Origin of the sequence: Nocardiopsis baichengensis YIM 90130 (assembly GCF_000341205.1) — a bacterium.
Taxonomy (GTDB): Bacteria; Actinomycetota; Actinomycetes; order Streptosporangiales; family Streptosporangiaceae; genus Nocardiopsis_A; species Nocardiopsis_A halophila.
Genome location: NZ_ANAS01000047.1, coordinates 9,264 through 28,359, shown reverse-complemented (window position 1 = coordinate 28,359; position 19,096 = coordinate 9,264). Strand labels below are relative to the sequence as shown.

Here is a 19,096-nt window from a genome sequence, read left to right as displayed (position 1 = left end):
AGCGCGAGCACCCGGGGCTGGTGATGGAACCCCTCCTCGCCGGAGGCATCGACCCGGGGGAGTAGTGCGGCCGCGTGGAGCGCGCCCCCGCCTGCACGCCTGAACCGGTCGGCAGGAACACGTTCGGCGCGTTCGCCCCTGACCACGTCTCCGCCAGGCGGATCCGCCGCCCTCGGCCGCCGTCCGGCGGTCGAAAAGGCGGTCCACCAGGGGCGTGGGCTCCGGATCCGCTCGGTGAAGCCGCGATGCCCGGGGCTCCGCTCACCGTCCGAGAGAGCTTTGACACAGTAGGAAAGGCGCACGGCCGAGCGGCCGTTGCACCTGAAGGGCCGCCGCGTCCACCGGCGGCTCCGTGTGTCCACCGACTTCCGATGATCCGATCATTCGCGATCGCGTCCCGGCGGGGGCGCGAGGTCTCATGAGGAGGACGCCTGACCACCCCCGACAGCGCTCGGACCGACGTCCCGACCACCCCTGAACGCTCACGCGCTCCCCGCACCGCGGCGCTGGTCGCGATGACGGGGGTCGTGCTCGCCCTGAGCGGTCCCGGCCAGACCGCCGGGATGTCCGTCTTCGTCGACCCGATCATCGCCGACCTGGACGTCTCCCGGTCGGCGGTGTCCACGGCCTACATGATCGGCACGCTCGCCGGGGCGGTGGCCCTGCCCTGGATCGGCCGCGCCGTGGACCGCTTCGGGGTCCGCGTCGTGCTGTCGGCGGTCGCCGCGGCCTTCGCCGTCTTCCTCGTCCTGCTGGCGGCCGCCCAGGGGCTGGTGGGCCTCACCGTCGGCTTCGTCGGCGCCCGTGCCATGGGGCAGGGCGGGATGACCATGATCGCCACCACGGCCGTGGCCATCGGCGTCACCCGCAACCGCGGCACGGCCGTGGGGGTGACCACCGCCGTGGGAACCGCCGGGATCTCGCTGTTCCCCCTGGCCACCGAGCGGCTGATCGCCGCCGTGGGGTGGCGTGAGGCCTTCGTGGCCGAGGCCGCGCTGATCGCCGTGGTGGTGCTGCCGATCGCGCTGTGGGGCCTGCGCGGACTGGGGGGCGCCCGCGGCGCCGGGGACGGCGGGTCGGGGGAGGACGGCGGCGCCGCCGAGGCCTGGCCGCTGCGCGCGATCGTGCGCACCTCGATGTTCTGGGTGGTCAGCAGCGCCGTGGCGATCAGCGGGCTGGTCACCACCGCGGTCTTCTTCCACCAGGTGGCCGTCCTGGGGGAGCAGGGGCTCACCCCGGTCGAGGCGGCCGCGAACTTCCTGCCGCAGACCCTGGCCGGGCTGCTGGCCTCCCTGGCCTTCGCCTCGGCCACCGACCGCTTCCCGCCCAAGCTGCTGATCTGCGGGTCGATGACCGTGACGGCCGCGACGCTGGCGCTGCTGCCGCTGGTGGGGCCCGGATGGACGGCGATGGCCTACGGGGCCTCGCTGGGGGCCGCGGCCGCCGGGGCGCGCGCGGTGGAGGCGGCGGCCTTCCCGTTCTACTACGGCACGGCGAGCCTGGGCACGCTGCGCGGCCTCACCCAGTCGATCGCGGTCGGCTCGACGGCGGTGGGGCCCCTGCTGCTGTCGGCGGGGCGCGACGCCTTCGGCTCCTATGCCCCGGTGGTGCTGATGCTGGCCGTACTGCCCGCCCTCGTCGCGCTCGCGGCCCCCTTCGCGCGCACGCCCTCCCGACCCGCCGGACCACGGGTGTGAGGGTGCTCTCAGGCGCTCCGGCGGAAATCTTCCGTAACGTGAGGGTAGGGTTGTGGTGGTGACGCGCCCTTAGGGAATCTCTGCGGCGCGAGTGACCTTCTGTCTCGTATGTCCGGCAGTGCCGCCGGTGCGCGGCGTTCGGCCGCGAACGGGACGGCCCCGTGACCTGGGCCCGCCGACCGCGGGCGCCCCTCCGGGGACCGACGACGAACATCCGCCCGAGCGGCCCGCCGTGCGCCGCCCTGCCCTGATTGGTTCCATGACCTTCTTGACGACGCTCACGCGCCGACGTCCCACCCTGCCGCCTCTGCGCACGCTGAGGGTCGAGGTGCTCGCCGGCCTCGTGGTCGCCCTGGCCCTGATCCCCGAGGCGATCTCCTTCTCGATCATCGCCGGGGTCGACCCCGGCGTCGGCCTGTACGCCTCCTTCGTGATGGCCGTGGTGATCTCCATCGTCGGGGGGCGCAAGGCGATGATCTCCGCTGCCACCGGGGCCATGGCCCTGGTCGTGGCCCCGCTCTCGATCAACCACGGGCTCGGTTACCTCATCGCCGCGGTCGTGCTCGGCGGCGTGTTCCAGGTCGCGATGGGCGCCCTGGGCGTGGCCCGGCTGATGCGGTTCGTCCCGCGCTCGGTGATGGTGGGCTTCGTCAACTCCCTGGCCATCCTCATCTTCCTGGCCCAGGTGCCCGAGCTGCAGGACGTCCCCTGGGCGGTCTACCCGCTCGTGGCGGCCGCCCTGGTGATCATGGTCCTGTTCCCCCGCCTGACCAAGGTCGTCCCCGCCCCGCTGGTGTCCATCATCGCGCTCACGGCGCTGACCATCGGCGCGGGCCTGGCGGTGCCCACCGTCGGCGACAAGGGCGCGCTGCCCTCCTCGCTGCCGGTGCCCGGCATCCCCGACGTGCCGTTCACGATGGAGACGCTGACCCTCATCGCGCCCTACGCCTTCGCCTTCGCGCTGGTGGGGCTCATGGAGTCGCTGATGACGGCCAAGCTGGTCGACGACATCACCGACACCCACTCCAACAAGACCCGCGAGTCCGTCGGACAGGGCATCGCCAACATCGTCACCGGGTTCTTCGGGGGCATGGGCGGCTGCGCGATGATCGGCCAGACCATGATCAACGTCAAGACCTCCGGTGCCCGCACCCGGCTCTCGACCTTCCTGGCCGGGGTGTTCCTGATGGTGCTGTGCATCGCCTTCGGCCCGTGGGTCTCCCAGATCCCCATGGCCGCCCTGGTCGCGGTGATGATCATCGTGTCGGTGTCCACCTTCGACTGGCACTCGGTGGCCCCCTCCACCCTCAAGCGCATGCCCGTGGCCGAGACCGTCGTCATGGCGGTCACCGTCGTGGCGGTCGTGGCCACGCACAACCTGGCGATCGGCGTGGTCACCGGCTCGGTCGTGGCCTTCATCGCCTTCGCCCGCCGGGTCGCCCACCTGGTCGACGTCTCCTCGGTCGCCGACCCCGACGGCGGGCAGGTCGTCTACGTGGTCAAGGGCGAGCTGTTCTTCGCCTCCAGCAACGACCTGGTGTACCAGTTCGACTACGCCGGCGACCCCGAGCACGTGGTGGTCGACCTGACGCACGCCCACATCTGGGACGCCTCCACGGTGGCCGCTCTGGACGCGATCGCCACCAAGTACGCGGACAAGGGCAAGACCCTGGAGATCGTGGGGCTGAACAAGCACAGCGCCGCACTGCACGACCGGCTGACCGGGGAGCTGGCGGGCAGCCACTGAGGCGGGGGAGGCCCCGCGTTCAACTCTTCTCTTACGTAAAGGTAGAGTTCGCGTGGCGGGGGCCGGAGCCGTTTCCGGCTGCGTACTCTCCGGCCTCCTCCCGGTGCAGTGGCCCGGGTCGGCCTCTTGAGCACCCACCCGGGCCACAGCACCGGACCACCCGCCCCTGCACGGGGCCGACCGCTCCGGGCCCCGCTCGCCGCCTGGGACAGGCTCGCGCGCGAGCGCCCTTCACCCATGAGAAGGGAAGCACGCATATGACGGTGACCAGAGCCGAGATCGCCGACCATTTGGAAGGGGCCTTCGCCTCCGGCCCGCAGAAGGGCGGAGGGCTCGCGACGGCCGCCGAACTCCAGGGAGCACGACCGGAGGTCATCGAGCTCCTCGCCCGGCTGCCCGAGGGGACCTATTCCACGCTGCGCGACCTCTGGGAGCACCTGCCCGACGTTCCCCGCGGAACCTGACCCCTCAACGGGCGAAGCGGCGGCCCGGTGTGCGCCCAGCGTCGTCTCCGGGGCCGACGGGCCGTCCTCCCCCCGCCTCGTGCTGAGGTGAGCCGAGAGGGGCGTCGCCGTCACCCCCGACCCGCTCTGCGCCTCGCGCTGCTGCGCTATCGCAGCAGGCCGATGACCCCACTGCGGTCACCGTGAGAACGGCCGGCGCTGTGGGCAGGACACCCGGCCCCGCCCTCTGGAGTGCGCGGGCGAGTTCGGCCTGCACCGTGGTGGCGGCGTCGATCACGGGGTTCTGGGGGCCCACCGGGCCGCCGTCGGCCTCCAGGCGGAACGCGGACGGGCCGTCAAGGTCCTCGATCTCCACCGGCACCGCCACCGCGTCCCGGCCGGCCCCGAGGCCGACCACCCGGGTCTTGGCGGGCAGTCGGCCGTCGGCCTTCCCTCGCCGGGCCCGGCCCGCTCACCGTTCGCCGGGGCCTCAGTCTGGGATGCGGACCCGCTGCCGCCGGGGCGATGTGTCGGCGCCCGGACAGAACCCGCGGCCGCCGGTGGGCCTGGCGACAGGACGGCCGGGTAGGAAGGCGGACGACGGGAGAGGCGGGAGGCCGAGGATGTCCGAGCACGAGGCCGGCGGTGGCGGGGCGGTCCTGTACTGGAGGCCCGGGTGCCCCTTCTGCATGGCGCTGCGCGGAGGACTGCGCACGGTGGGTGTGCGCCTGAACGAGGTGGACATCTGGTCGGACGCGCAGGCCGCGGCCCGCGTGCGGACCATCACCGGCGGGGACGAGACCGTGCCGACCGTGGTCGTCGGGCCTGAGGAGATGGTCAACCCCTCGGTGGGCGCGGTGGTGCGTGCGGTGCGTGAGCACGCCCCGCACCTGGAGACCGGGCGTCGGGGCGGGCTGCGCGGGCTGTTCTCCCGCGTGCTGGGCGCCTGACAGGGGCGGACCCGCCCGGCCCCGGGTCGGGGGCGCGAGCCTGACGGGAGGCGTGCGCCGCGCCCCGAGCCCCGAGCGCCGTCTCCGGGCGCCGCATCCGCCGGTGCGCGGTGTCCGGATCCGGTCCGGGGCGGACGAGGGGGACGGTCGTCGCCCGACGGCCGTGCCGGGCCTTGTCCGGCGCCGTTGTGCCCGCTCAGTGCGTTCCGGTCCCGCCTGCGCATCCGCCCGGCGCCCGTCCCCGCGTTGTGCGCCGCCTCCTCCTTCCAGGAAGCGTAAGCCGCGTGCAAGCCGTATTTCCCACGATTTCATGCGAAAGGGGAAATATGACTTCAGAGGCACAATCGCGGGTCGGCGACCTGTCCCCCGAGCAGCGGGCGATGCTCGTGAAGTCGCTCCGCCGGCGCATCGGGCGCCCCGCCGACGGGCCCGGCCACTACGACGTCGTGATCCTCGGCGGGGGCGCCGCCGGGCTCACCCTCGCGCTGCAGCTGCACCGGACGCGCCCCGGCACCCGCATCGCCGTGGCCGAGCGGCAGCGCCACCCGGTCCCCGAGACCGCGCACAAGGTCGGCGAGTCCACCGTGGAGGTCGCCGCCCACTACCTGCGCGACGTCCTGGGCCTGCACGACCACCTCCAGGAACAGCAGATCCGCAAGTTCGGGCTGCGCATGTTCTTCAGCAGCGGCGACAACACCGACATCGCCCGGCGCGTGGAACTGGGCAGCTCCGCCTTCCCGCCGCTGAGCACCTACCAGCTCGACCGCGGGCGGTTGGAGAACGAGCTGGGCCGCCGCTGCCGCGCCGCCGGCATCGATTTCCTCCCGGGCGGCAGGGTGCTCCGGGTCGACCTCGCCGAGGAGGGGGAGGCCCACCACGTCCGCCTGCGCGACGACCAGGGCGAGCGCAGCCTCCACGCCGCGTGGGTGGTCGACGCCACCGGGCGCAACCGGCTGCTGCAGCGCCGGCTCGGCCTGGGCAAGGACGTGGGGCACACGGCCAATGCGGCGTGGCTGCGCGTCGGGGCCGCCATCGATGTGGGCACCTGGACGAGCGACCCGGTCTGGCACGCCCGCATCGCCGAGGGCGACCGGGCCCTGTCCACCAACCACCTGATGGGCCCCGGCTACTGGGTGTGGCTGATCGCCCTGTCCTCCGGGGCCACCAGCGTCGGCATCGTCGCCGACGCGCGGACGCACCCCTTCGAGGAGTTCAACACGCTGGACGGCGCGCGCGCCTGGCTGCGCCGGCACGAGCCGCAGTGCGCGGCCGCCCTGGAGGAGCACCGCGACGAGATCCGGGACTTCCGGGTCATGCGGGACTACTCCTACAGCGCCGAGCAGGTCTTCGACGGGCAGGCCCGCTGGTGCCTGACGGGCGAGGCCGGGATCTTCCTCGACCCGCTGTACTCGCCGGGCCTGGACCTGATCGCCATCGGCAACGGGCTCATCACCGACCTGGTCACCAGGGCGCTGGACGGCGAGGACGTGCGGGCCGCCGCCGCGGTCCACGACTCCCTGTTCCGGCGCATCGCCGAGATCTGGCTCGCCCTCTACGAGGACCAGTACACCCTGATGGGCCACCCCCGGGTCATGGCCTCGAAGGTCATCTGGGACACCGCCTTCTACTGGGCGGTGTTCGGCCTGCTGTTCTTCCAGGACGGGTTCCGCCGCCTGACCGACAGCCGCGTGGTCGCCGAGACCCTCTCCGGCCGCCTCACCGGGATCAGCAACCGGGTCCAGGCGTTCTTCCGCGAATGGGCCTCGCTCGACGACGCCGGGCTCGAACCCCGGTTCGTCGACCTCTACTCGCCGCTGAACTTCATGGTGGAGCTGCACTCCGGCATGGCCGACACGCTCACCCCGGAGCGGTTCGAGGAGCGCTTCGAGGCCAACGCCCACCGCCTGGCCCAGTTGGCCGGGCAGCTGGTCAGCGCGGTGATCGACGCCTACGCCGCGCGCCCCGGCGACGACCGGGCCGTGGCGATGATCCAGCGCTGGCAGCAGGACCCCCTGATCGCCGACCTACTGGCCGTCTACCGGCGCGAGCGCCACCGCGACCCCACCGGTGACGGCTGGATCACCGTGCGGCCGCCCCGTACGGGGCCGCCCGCGGCCGGCCCCGACCCGGCCCCCGACCACCACCGCGACGACGACGAAAGGCACCACGGTGAGCGAAACACCGACGAAGTCACCCTCACCTGACCGGGCCGACCGCTACGACGTGGCGATCCTGGGCGGGGGCATCGCCGGCCTGACCCTCGCCCTGCAGCTGAGCCGGACCGCCCCCGGGCTGCGGATCACCGTCATCGAACGGCAGCGCCACCCGGTCCCCGAGGCCGCCCACAAGGTCGGCGAGTCCAGTGTCGAGGTGCAGGGCCACTACCTGCGCGACGTGCTCGGCCTGCGCGAGCACCTCGAACACGAGCAGCTGCACAAGTTCGGGCTGCGCATGTTCTTCCCCCAGGCCGACAACTGCGACATCGCGCGGCGCACCGAGTACGGCCAGATCGACGAGGCGCCCCTGGCCTCCTACCAGCTCGACCGCGGGCGCCTGGAGAACCGGCTCGGGGAGTTCGTCGCCGACCGGGGGGTGGAGTTCCGCACCGGGTGCCGGGTCACCGGCGTCGAGATCGGGCCGGGGGAGGACGACCACACCGTCAGCGTCGGCGACGACGACGGCGGTGAGCGGCGCCTGCGCACGCGGTGGCTGGTCGACGCGACCGGCCGGTCCTCACTGCTCAAGCGCCGGCTCGGCCTCGCCAAGCCCCTGGACCACCGGGCCAACGCCTCCTGGTTCCGGATCGACCACCCCATCGACGTCGAGGACTGGTCCGACGACGACGCGTGGCGCTCCCGGGTCGGCGGCGGCCGCCGCCGGCTGTCCACCAACCACCTGATGGGCCCCGGCTACTGGGTGTGGCTGATCCCGCTGGCCTCGGGCTCCACGAGCGTGGGCATCGTCGCCGACGCCCGCGTGCACCCCTTCGACGGGTTCAACACGCGTGAACGCGCCCTGGCCTGGCTCGACGAGCACGAACCCCAGTGCGCCGCCGACGTGCGGCGCAACGCCGGCAGGATCCAGGACTTCCGGGTCATGAAGGACTACGCCTACGGATGCAAGCAGGTGTACTCGGCGGACCGCTGGTGCCTGACCGGGGAGGCGGGCATCTCCATCGACCCCCTCTACTCCTCCGGCGGCGACCTCATGGCCATCAGCAACGGCCTGATCACCGACCTGGTCGAACGCGACCTGCGGGGTGAGGACGTCTCCGAGAAGGCGGTGGCCCACAACCAGGTCTACCTCGTCCTCGGCGAGATCTGGCTGCTGGCCTACCACCGCCAGTACCCGGTCATGGGCAACGCCCGGGTCATGGTCGCCAAGGTCATCTGGGACACGTTCATCTACTGGGCGGTCCCCGGGCTGCTGTACTTCCACGACGCCTTCCGGCGGCTCGACGAGCGCCCGCAGACCTTCGCGGGGCTGCACCGCGCCTGGACCGTGCACGCCCGCGTGCAGCAGTTCTTCCGCGAATGGCACGGCGTGGACGACGCCGCCTCCTCCGGCGGGTTCGCCGACCCCTATTCGCTGCTGGACCTCATCGTCGACCTGCACAACGGGATGGCCGCCGGGCTGCCCGACGACGAGCTGGAGGAGCGGTTCACCGCCAACGTCGCCCTCCTGGAGCAGCTCGCCGGACAGCTGGTGGCCACCGTGACGGACCGGCTGCGCACGGCGGCGCCGGAGGCGGCCGCCGAGCAGATCGCGCAGTGGCGGGACGACCCGCTGCTCACCGAGCTGGTCGCCCGGTACCGGGAGCGCGACCCCATCGAACCCGTGGACGACGCCTGGATCACCCTCGGACGTCCGACCACGCGACCGGCGGAGGCGAGAACATGACCGAACCCCGCGGACCGTCCGCGCCCGAGGCCTACGACGTCGCCGTCGTCGGCGGAGGCGCCGCAGGACTCACGCTCGCCCTGGAGCTGCGCCGGAGCCGCCCGGACACCCGCATCGTGGTGGTGGAACGCCAGCGGCACCCGGTCCCGGAGACCGTCCACAAGGTCGGGGAGTCGACCGTCGAGGTCGCCGGCCACTACCTGCGCGAGGTCCTGGGCCTGGGCGAGCACCTGCGCAGCGAGCAGCTCGACAAGTTCGGCCTGCGCGTCTTCTTCTCCGAGGGCGACAACGGCGACATCGCCCGGCGTGTGGAACTGGGCCACTCGGAGGCTCCCCCCGCGGCGGTGGGCACCTACCAGCTCGACCGGGGGCGCCTGGAGAACGCGCTGGGGCGCGAGCTCCGCGACCGCGGGGTGCGCTTCCTGCCGGGGAGCAGGGTCGAATCGCTGGACCTGGGCGCCGGGGAGGACCACCGGCTCCTCGTGCGCACGCCCGACGGGGGCGAGCGCCGCATCGAGGCGCGGTGGGTGGTGGACGCGACCGGCCGGTCCTCGCTGCTCAAACGCCGGCTCGGGCTGGGGCGGCGGGTCGGGCACCGCGCCAACGCCGCGTGGTTCCGCGTCGGGCACCCCATCGACATCGCCGACTGGTCCGACGACCCGCAGTGGCAGGCCCGGATCCGGGAGGGGCGGCGGGAGCTGTCCACCAACCACCTGATGGGCCCCGGGTACTGGGTGTGGCTGATCCGGCTCTCCTCCGACGCGATCAGCATCGGCATCGTCACCGACCCCGACCTGCACCCCTTCGAGGAGACCAACCGGTTCGACCGCGCACTGGAGTGGCTGGCCGTGCACGAGCCGCAGTGCGCCGCCGCCGTCACCGAGCACCGGGAGGAGGTCCGCGACTTCCGGGTGATGAAGGACTACGCCTACGGGTGCGAGCAGGTCTTCTCCGCGGACGGCTGGTGCCTGGCCGGGGAGGCCGGCGTCTTCCTGGACCCGCTGTACTCGCCGGGCCTGGACCTGATCGCCATCGGCAACGGGCTCATCACCGACCTGGTGGGCCGCGCCCTGGACGGGGAGGACGTCGAGGAGCGCGCCGCGATCCACGACCGGATGTTCCTGCTGATCACCGAGGGCTGGCTGGCCGTCTACGAGGACCAGTACCCGCTCATGGGCGCGCCCCGCCCGATGCTCGTCAAGATCATCTGGGACACGGCCGTGTACTGGGCGGTCGTCGGCCTGCTGTACTTCCAGAACCGGATCCGCGACCTGGGCGACCTGCCCGGCGTGGTCGCCGGGCTCGGGCGGTTCAGCGTCTGGAGCCGGGAGGTGCAGCGCTTCCTCCGCGAGTGGGGCGCCGTCGACGACTCCGCCGGTCCCGCCTCCTTCGTCCGCTTCTACGACTTCGCGTTCATGCCGCGGCTGCACGTGGGCATGACCGCCGACCTCGGCGACGGCGGCCTGGAGGAGCGGTTCGCCGCCAACCTCCGGTTCATCGAGCACCTGTCCGGACAGCTGGTGGCCACGGTGATGGCCGAGTTCGACGCCGACCCCGGCAACGCCGACAAGCGCCGCCTGCTCCGGCGGTGGCGCGGCAACGACGTCCTCATGGACCTCGTCGCCGTCCACGAGCAGGAGCGCTCCGCCGACCCCGTCGATGACGCCTGGATCACCCTGGGCGGCGACGTCCTGGCCTCCGGGGGCCGCCGATGACGCCCGGGCCGACACCCCCCGCCCCCGCGCTCCGGGAGAGGCTCGCCCGCCTGCCCCACGGGGAGCGCGCCGAGCTGCTCCGCCGGCTCCGGGGCCGCACGCCGGCCGCCCCGGACCCCGGCGCCTGGTTCGCGCGGCCCTCCGCGGGCGCGGCGCCGGCGCTGCGCCTGTTCTGCCTCCCCTACGCCGGCGGGGGCGGGTCGGTGTTCCGCTCCTGGGGCGCGGACCTTCCCGCCGGCGTCGAGGTGTGCCCGGTCCTGCTGCCGGGGCGGGAGGCGCGCCTGTCCGAACCCGCCCACCGGAGCCTGCCCGCCCTGGTCGAGGCGCTGCACCGGGCCATCGGCCCCCTGCTGGACGTGCCCTTCGCGTTCTTCGGGCACAGCATGGGGGCGCTGATCGCCTTCGAGCTCGCCCGCCGGCTGCGGCAGGCGGGGGACCCCCGGCCCGAGCACCTCTTCCTGGCCGCCTTCCGCGCCCCGCACCTGCCCAACCCCAACATCCGGATCCACCACCTGCCCGACGAGGTGATCAAGACCGTGCTCCTCAAGGAGGGCACGCCGCGGCAGGTCGTGGAGGACGACGCGGTGATGCGGAGCCTGCTCCCGACACTGCGCGCCGACCTCGAACTCTGCGACACCTACGACCACGTCCCCGGGCCCCCGCTGTCCGCGCCGCTGTCGACCTTCGGCGGCCTGCAGGACGTCCGGGTGAGCGGCGGCGACCTCGACCAGTGGCGCCGCCACACGGCCGCCCGGTTCCGGCTGATCATGCTGCCGGGATCCCACTTCTTCGTGCACAGCGCCCGCGACGCGGTTCTCGCGGAGGTCTCCGCGGAGCTGGAGACCACCGTGACCAGGGAGAAGGAGCGTTCTCATGACCGACCGACCGGCGAGTGAGGGGCCGGAGGCGCCCATCGCCATCACCGGAATCGGCTGCAACCTGCCCGGCGGCGCCACCGGCCCCGAGGCGTTCTGGGAGATGCTGTGCGCCGGGGTCGACGCGACCCGGGACCTGCCGGCGGACCGGTGGGACGTCCGCAAGTTCTCCCACCCCGACGGCGCCCGGCTGGGCAAGTCGGGCCCCGTCCACGGCGGGTTCCTGGAGCGCGTCGACCGGTTCGACGCCCAGTTCTTCGGCGTCTCCCCGCGTGAGGCGGTCTGGATGGACCCGCAGCAGCGCCTGCTGCTGCAGGCGGCCTGGGAGGCCCTGGAGGACGGCGGCCGCTCCGGGACGGACCTGGCCGGCGGCGACACCGGCGTCTTCACCGGCGGCTTCACCCTCGACTACCAGCTGCTGCAGAACTACGGGATCTACAGCCGGTACCAGCTGGAGGCCCACTCGGCCACCGGAATGATGATGACGATGCTGGCCAACCGGCTCTCCTACGCCTTCGACCTGCGGGGCCCCAGCCTGGCCGTGGACACCGCCTGCTCGGGGTCCCTGGTCGCGGTGCACCTCGCGGTGCAGAGCCTGCGCAGGGGCGAGTGCTCGGCGGCCCTGGCCGGCGGGGTCAACGTGATGGCCGCCCCCACCATGACGATCGCCGAGTCCAAGGGCGGCTTCCTCTCGCCCGAGGGGCGCTGCCGCAGCTTCGACGCCGCGGCCGCCGGGTACGCCCGGGGGGAGGGGGCGGCGATGGTGCTGCTCAAGCCCCTGGACCGCGCCCTGGAGGACCGTGACCCGGTCTACGCCGTCATCCGGGGGACGGCCCTCTCCCAGGACGGACACACCGGCGGGATCACCGTCCCCAACGGGGACGCCCAGCAGGCCGCCATGCGCACCGCCTGCCGCCGGGCCGGGATCGCCCCCCGCGAGATCGACTACGTGGAGGCCCACGGCACGGGCACCCCCGTGGGGGACCCGGTCGAGGCCCACGCGATCGGCAGGGCGCTGGCCGCGGACCGCCCGCCCGGGGCGGCGCCCCTGCTGATCGGATCGGTCAAGACCAACATCGGGCACCTGGAGGCCGCGGCCGGGGGCGCCGGACTCATCAAGGCCGCACTGTCCCTCAAGCACCGCCGCATCCCCGGCCAGCTGCACTTCAACGAGCCCAACCCCGACATCCCCTTCGAGGAGCTGGGGCTGCGGGTCCAGACACGGCCGGGGGAGTGGCCGGCGAAGGCCGGCCCCCGCTGCGCGGGCGTCAACTCCTTCGGGTTCGGCGGCACCAACGCCCACGTCGTGCTCCAGGAGGCACCGGCCGAGGAACCGGCCCCGGCACAGGGCGCGGACGGCGACGGCCGCAGGTACCTCGTCCCGCTGTCGGCGCGCAGCCCCGGCGCCCTGACCGACATGGCGCGCTCGCTCGGCGACGCGCTCACCGGGCACGGCCACGCCCTGCGGGACGTGGGCTACACCCGCAGCCGCCGCCGCGCCCACTTCGAGCACCGGGCGGCCGTGGTGGCCTCCACCCCGGCCGAGGCGGCCGAACGCCTGGCCGCCCTGGCCCGGGACGAACCCGGGCCAGGGGCGGTGACCGGCCAGGCCCCCTCCGGCGAGCGGCCCCGTACCGCCTTCGTCTGCTCCGGGATGGGCCCGCAGTGGTGGGCGATGGGCCGGCGGCTGATCGAGACCGAGCCCGTCTTCCGCGCCGCCGTCGAACGCTGCGACGCCGAGCTGCGCACCTACACCGACCGCTCCCTGATGGCGGAGCTGTGCGCGGACGAGGAGTCCTCGCGCATGGCCGAGACCGAGGTGGCCCAGCCGGCCAACTTCGCGCTGCAGGTGGGGCTCGCCGAGCTCTGGCGCTCCTGGGGCGTGGTCCCCGAGGCGGTCCTGGGGCACAGCACCGGGGAGGTCGCGGCCCAGTACCTGGCCGGCGTCCTCGGCTTCGAGGACGCCGTGAAGGTGACCTACCACCGCAGCAGCCTCCAGCAGCGCGCCACCGGCACCGGGCGCATGCTCGCCGTGGGCATGACGCCCGAGACCCTCGACAAGGCGGTCGCCGACGCCGGCCCCCGGGTGTCGGTCGCCGCCGTCAACAGCCCGGGCGCGGCCACCCTGTCCGGCGACGCCGAGGTTCTGGAGGACATGGCCGCCCAGCTGGAGACCTTCGGGGTCTTCCACCGCTTCCTCCCGGTCAAGGTCCCCTACCACAGCCCCGCCATGGACGTGCTGCGCCCCGACCTGCTCCGCGCCCTGGAGGGCCTGCGGCCGCGCAGGGCCGCACTGCCGCTGTACTCGACCGTCACGGGGTGCCGGATCGACGGCGGGGGCGCCGACGCGCACTACTGGTGGCAGAACGTCCGCGCCACGGTGCTGTTCGCCGCCGCCTTCCGGCAGCTCCTCGCCGACGGCTACACCCGCATCGTGGAACTGAGCCCCCACCCGGTGCTGGCCGGGGCGATGCGCGAACTGATCGCCGAGCACGGCGGGGACGGGGCCGTCGTCCCCTCCCTGCGCCGCGACCGGCCCGACGACGCCGTGATGCTGGAGTCCCTGGGGCGGCTCTACACCCTCGGCCACGACGTGGCGTGGGACCGCTTCTACGGCGAGGACGCGCGCTTCGTGCGGCTGCCGACCTACCCGTGGCAGCTCCAGAGCCACTGGAACGAGCCGGCCGAGGCCACCGAGGACCGGCACTACGACGAGGTCCACCCGCTCATCGGACAGCGCCTGGCCGCGGCCCGCCCCACCTGGGAGCGGGAGATCGGCACCGGGGCCCTGCCCTACCTGGCCGACCACCGGGTGCAGGGGACGGCGCTGCTGCCCGGTGCGGCGATGGTGGAGATGGCGGCCGCGGCGGCCCGGGACGCCTACGGCGAGGCCGACTACAGCGTCGAGTCCCTCGACCTGCGCAAGGCGCTCGTCCTCGGGGACGCCTGCGACCCCCGGGTCCGTACCACCCTCCACGAGGACACCGCGACCGTGGAGATCGCCGGGTACTCCGCCGACCGGGAGGCGGACCGGCGCTGGACGGTGCACGCCTCCGCCCGGCTGAGCCGGCGGCGCCCTGAGCGGACCCGGCGCGACCTGGACCGGGCCCGCGGCGCCTGCCGGCGGCGCCTGGACCACGAGGAGGTCTACCGGCGGACCGCGGCCATGGGCCTGGAGTACGGGCCGAGCTTCCGGGCCGTGCAGGAGGTCGCCACCGGTCCGGACATCGCCGTCGGCCGGATCGCGGTTCCCGAGGGCCTGCGCGCCGACCTGGACCGGTACCGGTTCCACCCCTGCCTCACCGACGCCGCGTTCCAGGTGCTGCTGGCCGCGGCGGTGCCCGCGGACGCCGACGGCGGCGCCGCGCCCTACCTGCCCGTCGGCATCGACCGCGTCAGCGTCCTGGCCCCGCCCGCGGCCGAGATGTACGCGGTGGCCGAGGTCACCGGCGCCGACGAGCACACCGTCGTCAGCGACATCGCCCTGTGCGACGCCGACGGCCGCGTCCTGCTCGACGTCCACGGGTTCCGCGCCCGGTCCCTGGAGAGCGTGTCGGGCCTGAGCCCCGAGCGCATCGACGCCGGACTCTACGAGCTGCAGTGGCAGCGGGCACCGGCCGAGGAGGTCGCCGGCGCCCCGGTCGAAGAGGCCGCCGGCCAGGGCGTCGGCCCCGCCGTCGACGGGGGCGCCGAGGCGGCCGCGGAACCGGCGGGGGAGGGCCCCTGGCTCGTCTTCGCCGACCGCGCCGGCGTGGCGGCCCGGCTCCGGGAGCGGCTGGCCGCCACCGGGCGCCGCTGCCTGCTCGTGCACCACGCCGACGTGCCCGAACCCGTCCCGGACGGCGAGGACGCGCTCACCATCGACCCCGCAGCGCCCGACCACTACCACCGGCCCGTGCGCGGGCTCGCTCCGCTCACCGACGGGGACGCCCCCGCGACGGTGGTGCACCTGTGGAGTCTGGACGCCCCGGACGAGGCCGCCCTGAACGAGGACGCCCCGGACGGCGGCGCTCCGGACGGCGGCCTCCGGGACGGCGAGGACACCGGGGTGCTCTCCGTCGTGCACCTGATGCAGGCGCTCTCCGACGAGCACGCACCGGCCGCGCGGGTCTGGCTGGTCACCCGGCGGGCGCAGCCCGTCGGCGGCGCGCCGGTCGCCGTGGAGCAGGCGCCCGTGTGGGGGCTGGGACGGGTGGTCGGGCACCAGGAGTTCGCCGGCCGGTGGGGCGGCCTGGTCGACCTCGACGACGGCGACCCGGCCGACCAGGCCCGGCGCCTGGTCGAGGAGGTCACCGGCGGTCACGGGGAGGACCAGGTCGCCTTCCGCGAGGGGCGGCGCCACGTCGCCCGCCTGGTGCCCGCGGGGAACCTCACCCGGCCCTTCCCCCTCACCCTGCGCCCGGACGGCGCCTACCTGGTGACCGGAGGGCTGGGGGCGCTCGGGCTGCTCGTCGCCCGCCTGCTCGCCGACCGCGGCGCGCGGAACCTGGTCCTGATGGGGCGCACCCCCGTGCCGCCCCGCGGGGAATGGGCGGGGATGGGCCCGGACCACCCCCGGCGGCACCTCGTCGACGCCGTCCTCGACCTGGAGCGCCGGGGCGCCACCGTGCACTGCGCCGCCGTCGACGTCGCCGACGGCTCCCGGCTGCGCGCCTGGTACCGGGGATGGGAGCGCGATCTGCGCCCGCCGATCCGCGGCGTCGTCCACACCGCGGGCGTGGTGCAGGACGAGCTGCTCACCCGGATGAGCCGGGAGGCCTTCCAGCGGGTGCTCCGGCCCAAGGCGGCGGGCGGCCGGAACCTGCACCGCCTCTTCCGGGACGCCCCGCTGGACCTCTTCGTGCTGTTCGGCTCCACCGGTTCGGTCATCGCCTCACCCGGCCAGGGCAACTACGCGGCGGGCAACGCCTACCTGGACGCGCTCGCCCACCACCGGCGCTCCCTCGGGCTCCCCGCCCTCACGATCGGCTGGGGGCCGTGGTCGGTGGGCATGGCGGAGGACCCCAGGCTGGCGCAGATGTACGAGCGCAAGGGGATCGGGATCATCACCCCGGAGAACGGGATGCGCATCCTGGAGCGCGTGCTGGACCAGGCGCCCGCCCACCTGGTGGCGGTCTCCGTGGACTGGCCGACCGCCCGCCGGGCGGCGCACGACCGGCTACCGCCCATGTTCGCGCAGGTCGGAGCCGAGGAGGACGCGGAGGCGGCCCCCGACACCGGTGCCTCGGTCCTGGACGCCCTGCGCCGGAGCCCCGCGGCGGGACGGCCCGCCGTACTGGCCGCCCGCCTGCGCGAGATCACGGCCGCGGTCCCCGCGGTCCTGCGGCTCGACCCCGCGGGGTTCGGGGACGAGGAACCGCTCTCCGGGCTGGGGGTGGACTCGATGATGGCGGTCGAGATGAAGCACCGCATCGACGCCGAACTGGGCATCGACGTGCCGGTGCTCGACCTCCTGGAGGGCACGTGCATCGCCGGCCTGGCCGACCGCACGCTGGCGATGCTCCGCTTCGCCGACGCCGACGCCGACGCCGACGCCGACGCCGACGCCGAGAGCGGGGGCGGGGAACCGGGGCCCGGCCCCGATCGGCCGACCGCCGCTCAGGACGGCGCCGGACAGGACCCGGCGGCGGACGAGCTGGAGGCCCTGCTGGCCCAGCTCCCGCCCGACAGCCTGGAACAGATCCTCGAGGAACTCGACGAGCTCGACGAACTCGACAGCGCCCCCGACACCGACCCCCACAGCGCCCCCGACGGCGCCGAGCCGAGCGGAGCCCAACGCGATGAATCTGTCAGCTAGCCGCCTGCGCCGCGCCGTGATGGGCGTCTCGGACGCGGAGGCCACCTCGTTCAGCCGGGGCGACGGGCCGGTCTGGAGCCACCTGGAGACCGCGGTGCGTACCGCGGTGGGCGGCTACCACTGCGTCCTCGACTCCAGCCGGTTCGAGGACCTCGTGCCGCGCCTGGACCGGACCCCCCTGGAGCTGCGCGGCTACGCCTATGAGGGCGCGGCCATGGGACTGACCGGGCTGGACTGCTTCCTGCCGGGCCCCTCGCGGTTCCGCGCCTATCTCCGCGGCCCCGGAGAGCCCCACGTGTACATGGCCCACATCGGGGCCGGGGAGGCGCTGGCCCGCCTCCGCCGGCGCCCCGAGCGCTTCCTGGCCCGCCTGGACGACCCGGTCCTGAAATGGCTGGTGATGGACGGCTACGGCTTCCACGAAGGGTTCTTCAAGCCCGCGCGCTTCGTGGCGCGGCAGCATGTCCCCCGCCACCTGTCCCCCTACGCCCGACGCGTCTTCGACCAGGGGGTGGGCCGCAGCATCTGGTTCACGGCCGGGGCCCAGGTCCCCCTGATGGCCCGCCTCGTCGGACGGTTCCCTGCGCGGCGGCACGCCGACCTGTGGCTGGGCCTGGGGGTGGCCTGCGGCTACGTGGGAGGCGTGGACCGGGGCACCATCGAGGACCTGCGCGCCGCCGCCGGGGCGCACGCGGCGCGGCTCGCCGTGGGGACCGCCTTCGTCGCCAAGGGACGGCACCTGGCCGGCAACCCGGTCGCCGACACCGACCTGGCCTGTTCGGTGCTCTGCGGCGGAGTGACCAGCGCCCAGGCGGCGCGCCTGGTCGACCAGGCCTTCACGGACCTGCCCGCCGGCCCCGTGCCCGGCTACGAGGTCCTCCAGCGGCGGCTGGCCGACAGCTTGGCCGAACGCCCGCCCCGACAACCCGCCGATCGGCCCGCCGAGCGGCCCGCTGAGCGGCCGAGTGAGCGGCCGGACCACGTGCCGGCCGAACGACCGGGCGAAGCGCCCGCGAAGGAGGACGTCCGGTGACCCTTGCCGGCACCCTGCTCAAGCCCTTCTTCTCCGTCACCCCCGCCGACCTGCCCCCGGGGGCCGCCGGCGACGCCGCGTCGGCGCGGCGCATGCGCCACGTGGTGTTCACCGTCACCGAGTGCTGCAGCCTCGCCCTGCTGCACCCCCGCGGGCGCTCCCTGGTGCCCCGCCTGGACGCCTACCCCGACGAGCTGCGCGGCTTCGCCTACGAGGGCGCCGGGGTGGGACTGGCCGCGCTGGACCACTGGCTGCCGTGGAGGCGGCGTGTCCGGCGGTTCGTCGCGGGGGCCGGCCGGCCCTACCGCTATGCCGTCTACCTCGGGGCCGGAATGGGCCTGGCCCGCATGCGCCGCGACCCCGAGGGGTGCCGCCGGCGGCTGGCCGACGACGTCCTGAGCTGGGCCGTGCTCGACGGCTACGGATTCCACGAGGGCTTCTTCGCCCACCGGCGGCACGTCCAGGAACAGGCGGTGCCCCCGCACCTCAGCGGCTACGGCGCGCGCGTGTTCGACCAGGGGCTCGGGCGCGGCGTCTGGTTCGCCACCGGTGCCGACCCCGGGCGCATGACCGCCGCGGTCGACGCCTTCCCCGAGTCCCGCCGCGGCGACCTGTGGGCCGGCATCGGCCTGGCGTGCGGCTACACCGGCGGCGTCGGCGCCGACACCGTGGCCGCGCTGCGGGAGCGCGCCGGCCCCTTCGGCGCGCGGCTCGCCGAGGGGGTGGCCGTGGCGGCCTGGGCGCGCCACCAGGTGGGCAATCCGGCCGAGCACAACGAGACGGCGTGCTCGCTGGTGTGCGGGCTCACCAGCGCTGAGACCGCGAAGGTCGCCGAGGAGGCGCTGCGCGGGGTGCCCGGCGACGACGTGGTGCCGGCCTACGAGGTCTGGCGCCGCCGGCTCCGCATCCGATTCGCCGAACCGGCAAGGAGGTAGCCCG

Annotated in this window: 11 protein-coding genes; all 11 read left to right on the top strand. The window is 74.4% G+C overall.

The genetic code is table 11. The annotated features are described in order from the left end of the window. Positions 1-515: 515 nt before the first annotated feature. The 11 genes from C892_RS0127895 (at position 516) to C892_RS0127840 (ending at position 19,092) form a co-directional block, all read left to right on the top strand. A complete protein-coding gene (locus C892_RS0127895; RefSeq protein WP_040685643.1) occupies positions 516-1,697 on the top strand; it encodes an MFS transporter in 1,182 nt (393 codons plus the stop codon). A 259-nt stretch (positions 1,698-1,956) separates the two neighbouring features. After that, positions 1,957-3,444: a SulP family inorganic anion transporter gene (locus tag C892_RS0127890; protein ID WP_017559904.1), complete on the top strand. Its 1,488-nt coding sequence runs from the start codon at positions 1,957-1,959 to the stop codon at positions 3,442-3,444. 257 nt (positions 3,445-3,701) lie between these two features. Then, positions 3,702-3,908: a DUF2795 domain-containing protein gene (locus C892_RS0127885; protein ID WP_017559903.1), complete on the top strand. Its 207-nt coding sequence runs from the start codon at positions 3,702-3,704 to the stop codon at positions 3,906-3,908. Between the two features lie 602 nt (positions 3,909-4,510). Beyond that, the gene (locus C892_RS0127875) at positions 4,511-4,837 is read left to right on the top strand and encodes a glutaredoxin family protein (RefSeq protein ID WP_017542004.1); all 327 of its coding nucleotides are present in this window, start codon (positions 4,511-4,513) and stop codon (positions 4,835-4,837) included. A 326-nt stretch (positions 4,838-5,163) separates the two neighbouring features. After that, entirely contained in the window at positions 5,164-7,041 is a 1,878-nt protein-coding gene (locus C892_RS0127870) for an NAD(P)/FAD-dependent oxidoreductase (RefSeq protein ID WP_239647567.1), read from the top strand. Continuing rightward, positions 7,007-8,737, top strand: a complete 1,731-nt coding sequence (locus C892_RS0127865) for an NAD(P)/FAD-dependent oxidoreductase (RefSeq protein ID WP_239647566.1) — start codon at positions 7,007-7,009, stop codon at positions 8,735-8,737. Before C892_RS0127870 ends, C892_RS0127865 begins: the two co-directional genes overlap by 35 nt. After that, on the top strand, positions 8,734-10,452 hold the full coding sequence (locus tag C892_RS0127860) for an NAD(P)/FAD-dependent oxidoreductase (protein ID WP_017559900.1): 1,719 nt from the start codon (positions 8,734-8,736) through the stop codon (positions 10,450-10,452). The genes C892_RS0127865 and C892_RS0127860 overlap by 4 nt, the downstream gene beginning before the upstream one ends. Next, entirely contained in the window at positions 10,449-11,348 is a 900-nt protein-coding gene (locus C892_RS0127855; RefSeq protein WP_017559899.1) for a thioesterase II family protein, read from the top strand. Before C892_RS0127860 ends, C892_RS0127855 begins: the two co-directional genes overlap by 4 nt. After that, the gene (locus C892_RS0127850) at positions 11,326-17,124 is read left to right on the top strand and encodes a type I polyketide synthase (RefSeq protein ID WP_017559898.1); all 5,799 of its coding nucleotides are present in this window, start codon (positions 11,326-11,328) and stop codon (positions 17,122-17,124) included. The genes C892_RS0127855 and C892_RS0127850 overlap by 23 nt, the downstream gene beginning before the upstream one ends. Beyond that, positions 17,108-18,157, top strand: a complete 1,050-nt coding sequence (locus C892_RS29805) for a DUF1702 family protein (protein ID WP_083934495.1) — start codon at positions 17,108-17,110, stop codon at positions 18,155-18,157. Before C892_RS0127850 ends, C892_RS29805 begins: the two co-directional genes overlap by 17 nt. Further along, positions 18,154-19,092: a DUF1702 family protein gene (locus C892_RS0127840; protein ID WP_017559896.1), complete on the top strand. Its 939-nt coding sequence runs from the start codon at positions 18,154-18,156 to the stop codon at positions 19,090-19,092. Before C892_RS29805 ends, C892_RS0127840 begins: the two co-directional genes overlap by 4 nt. Positions 19,093-19,096 lie beyond the last annotated feature (4 nt).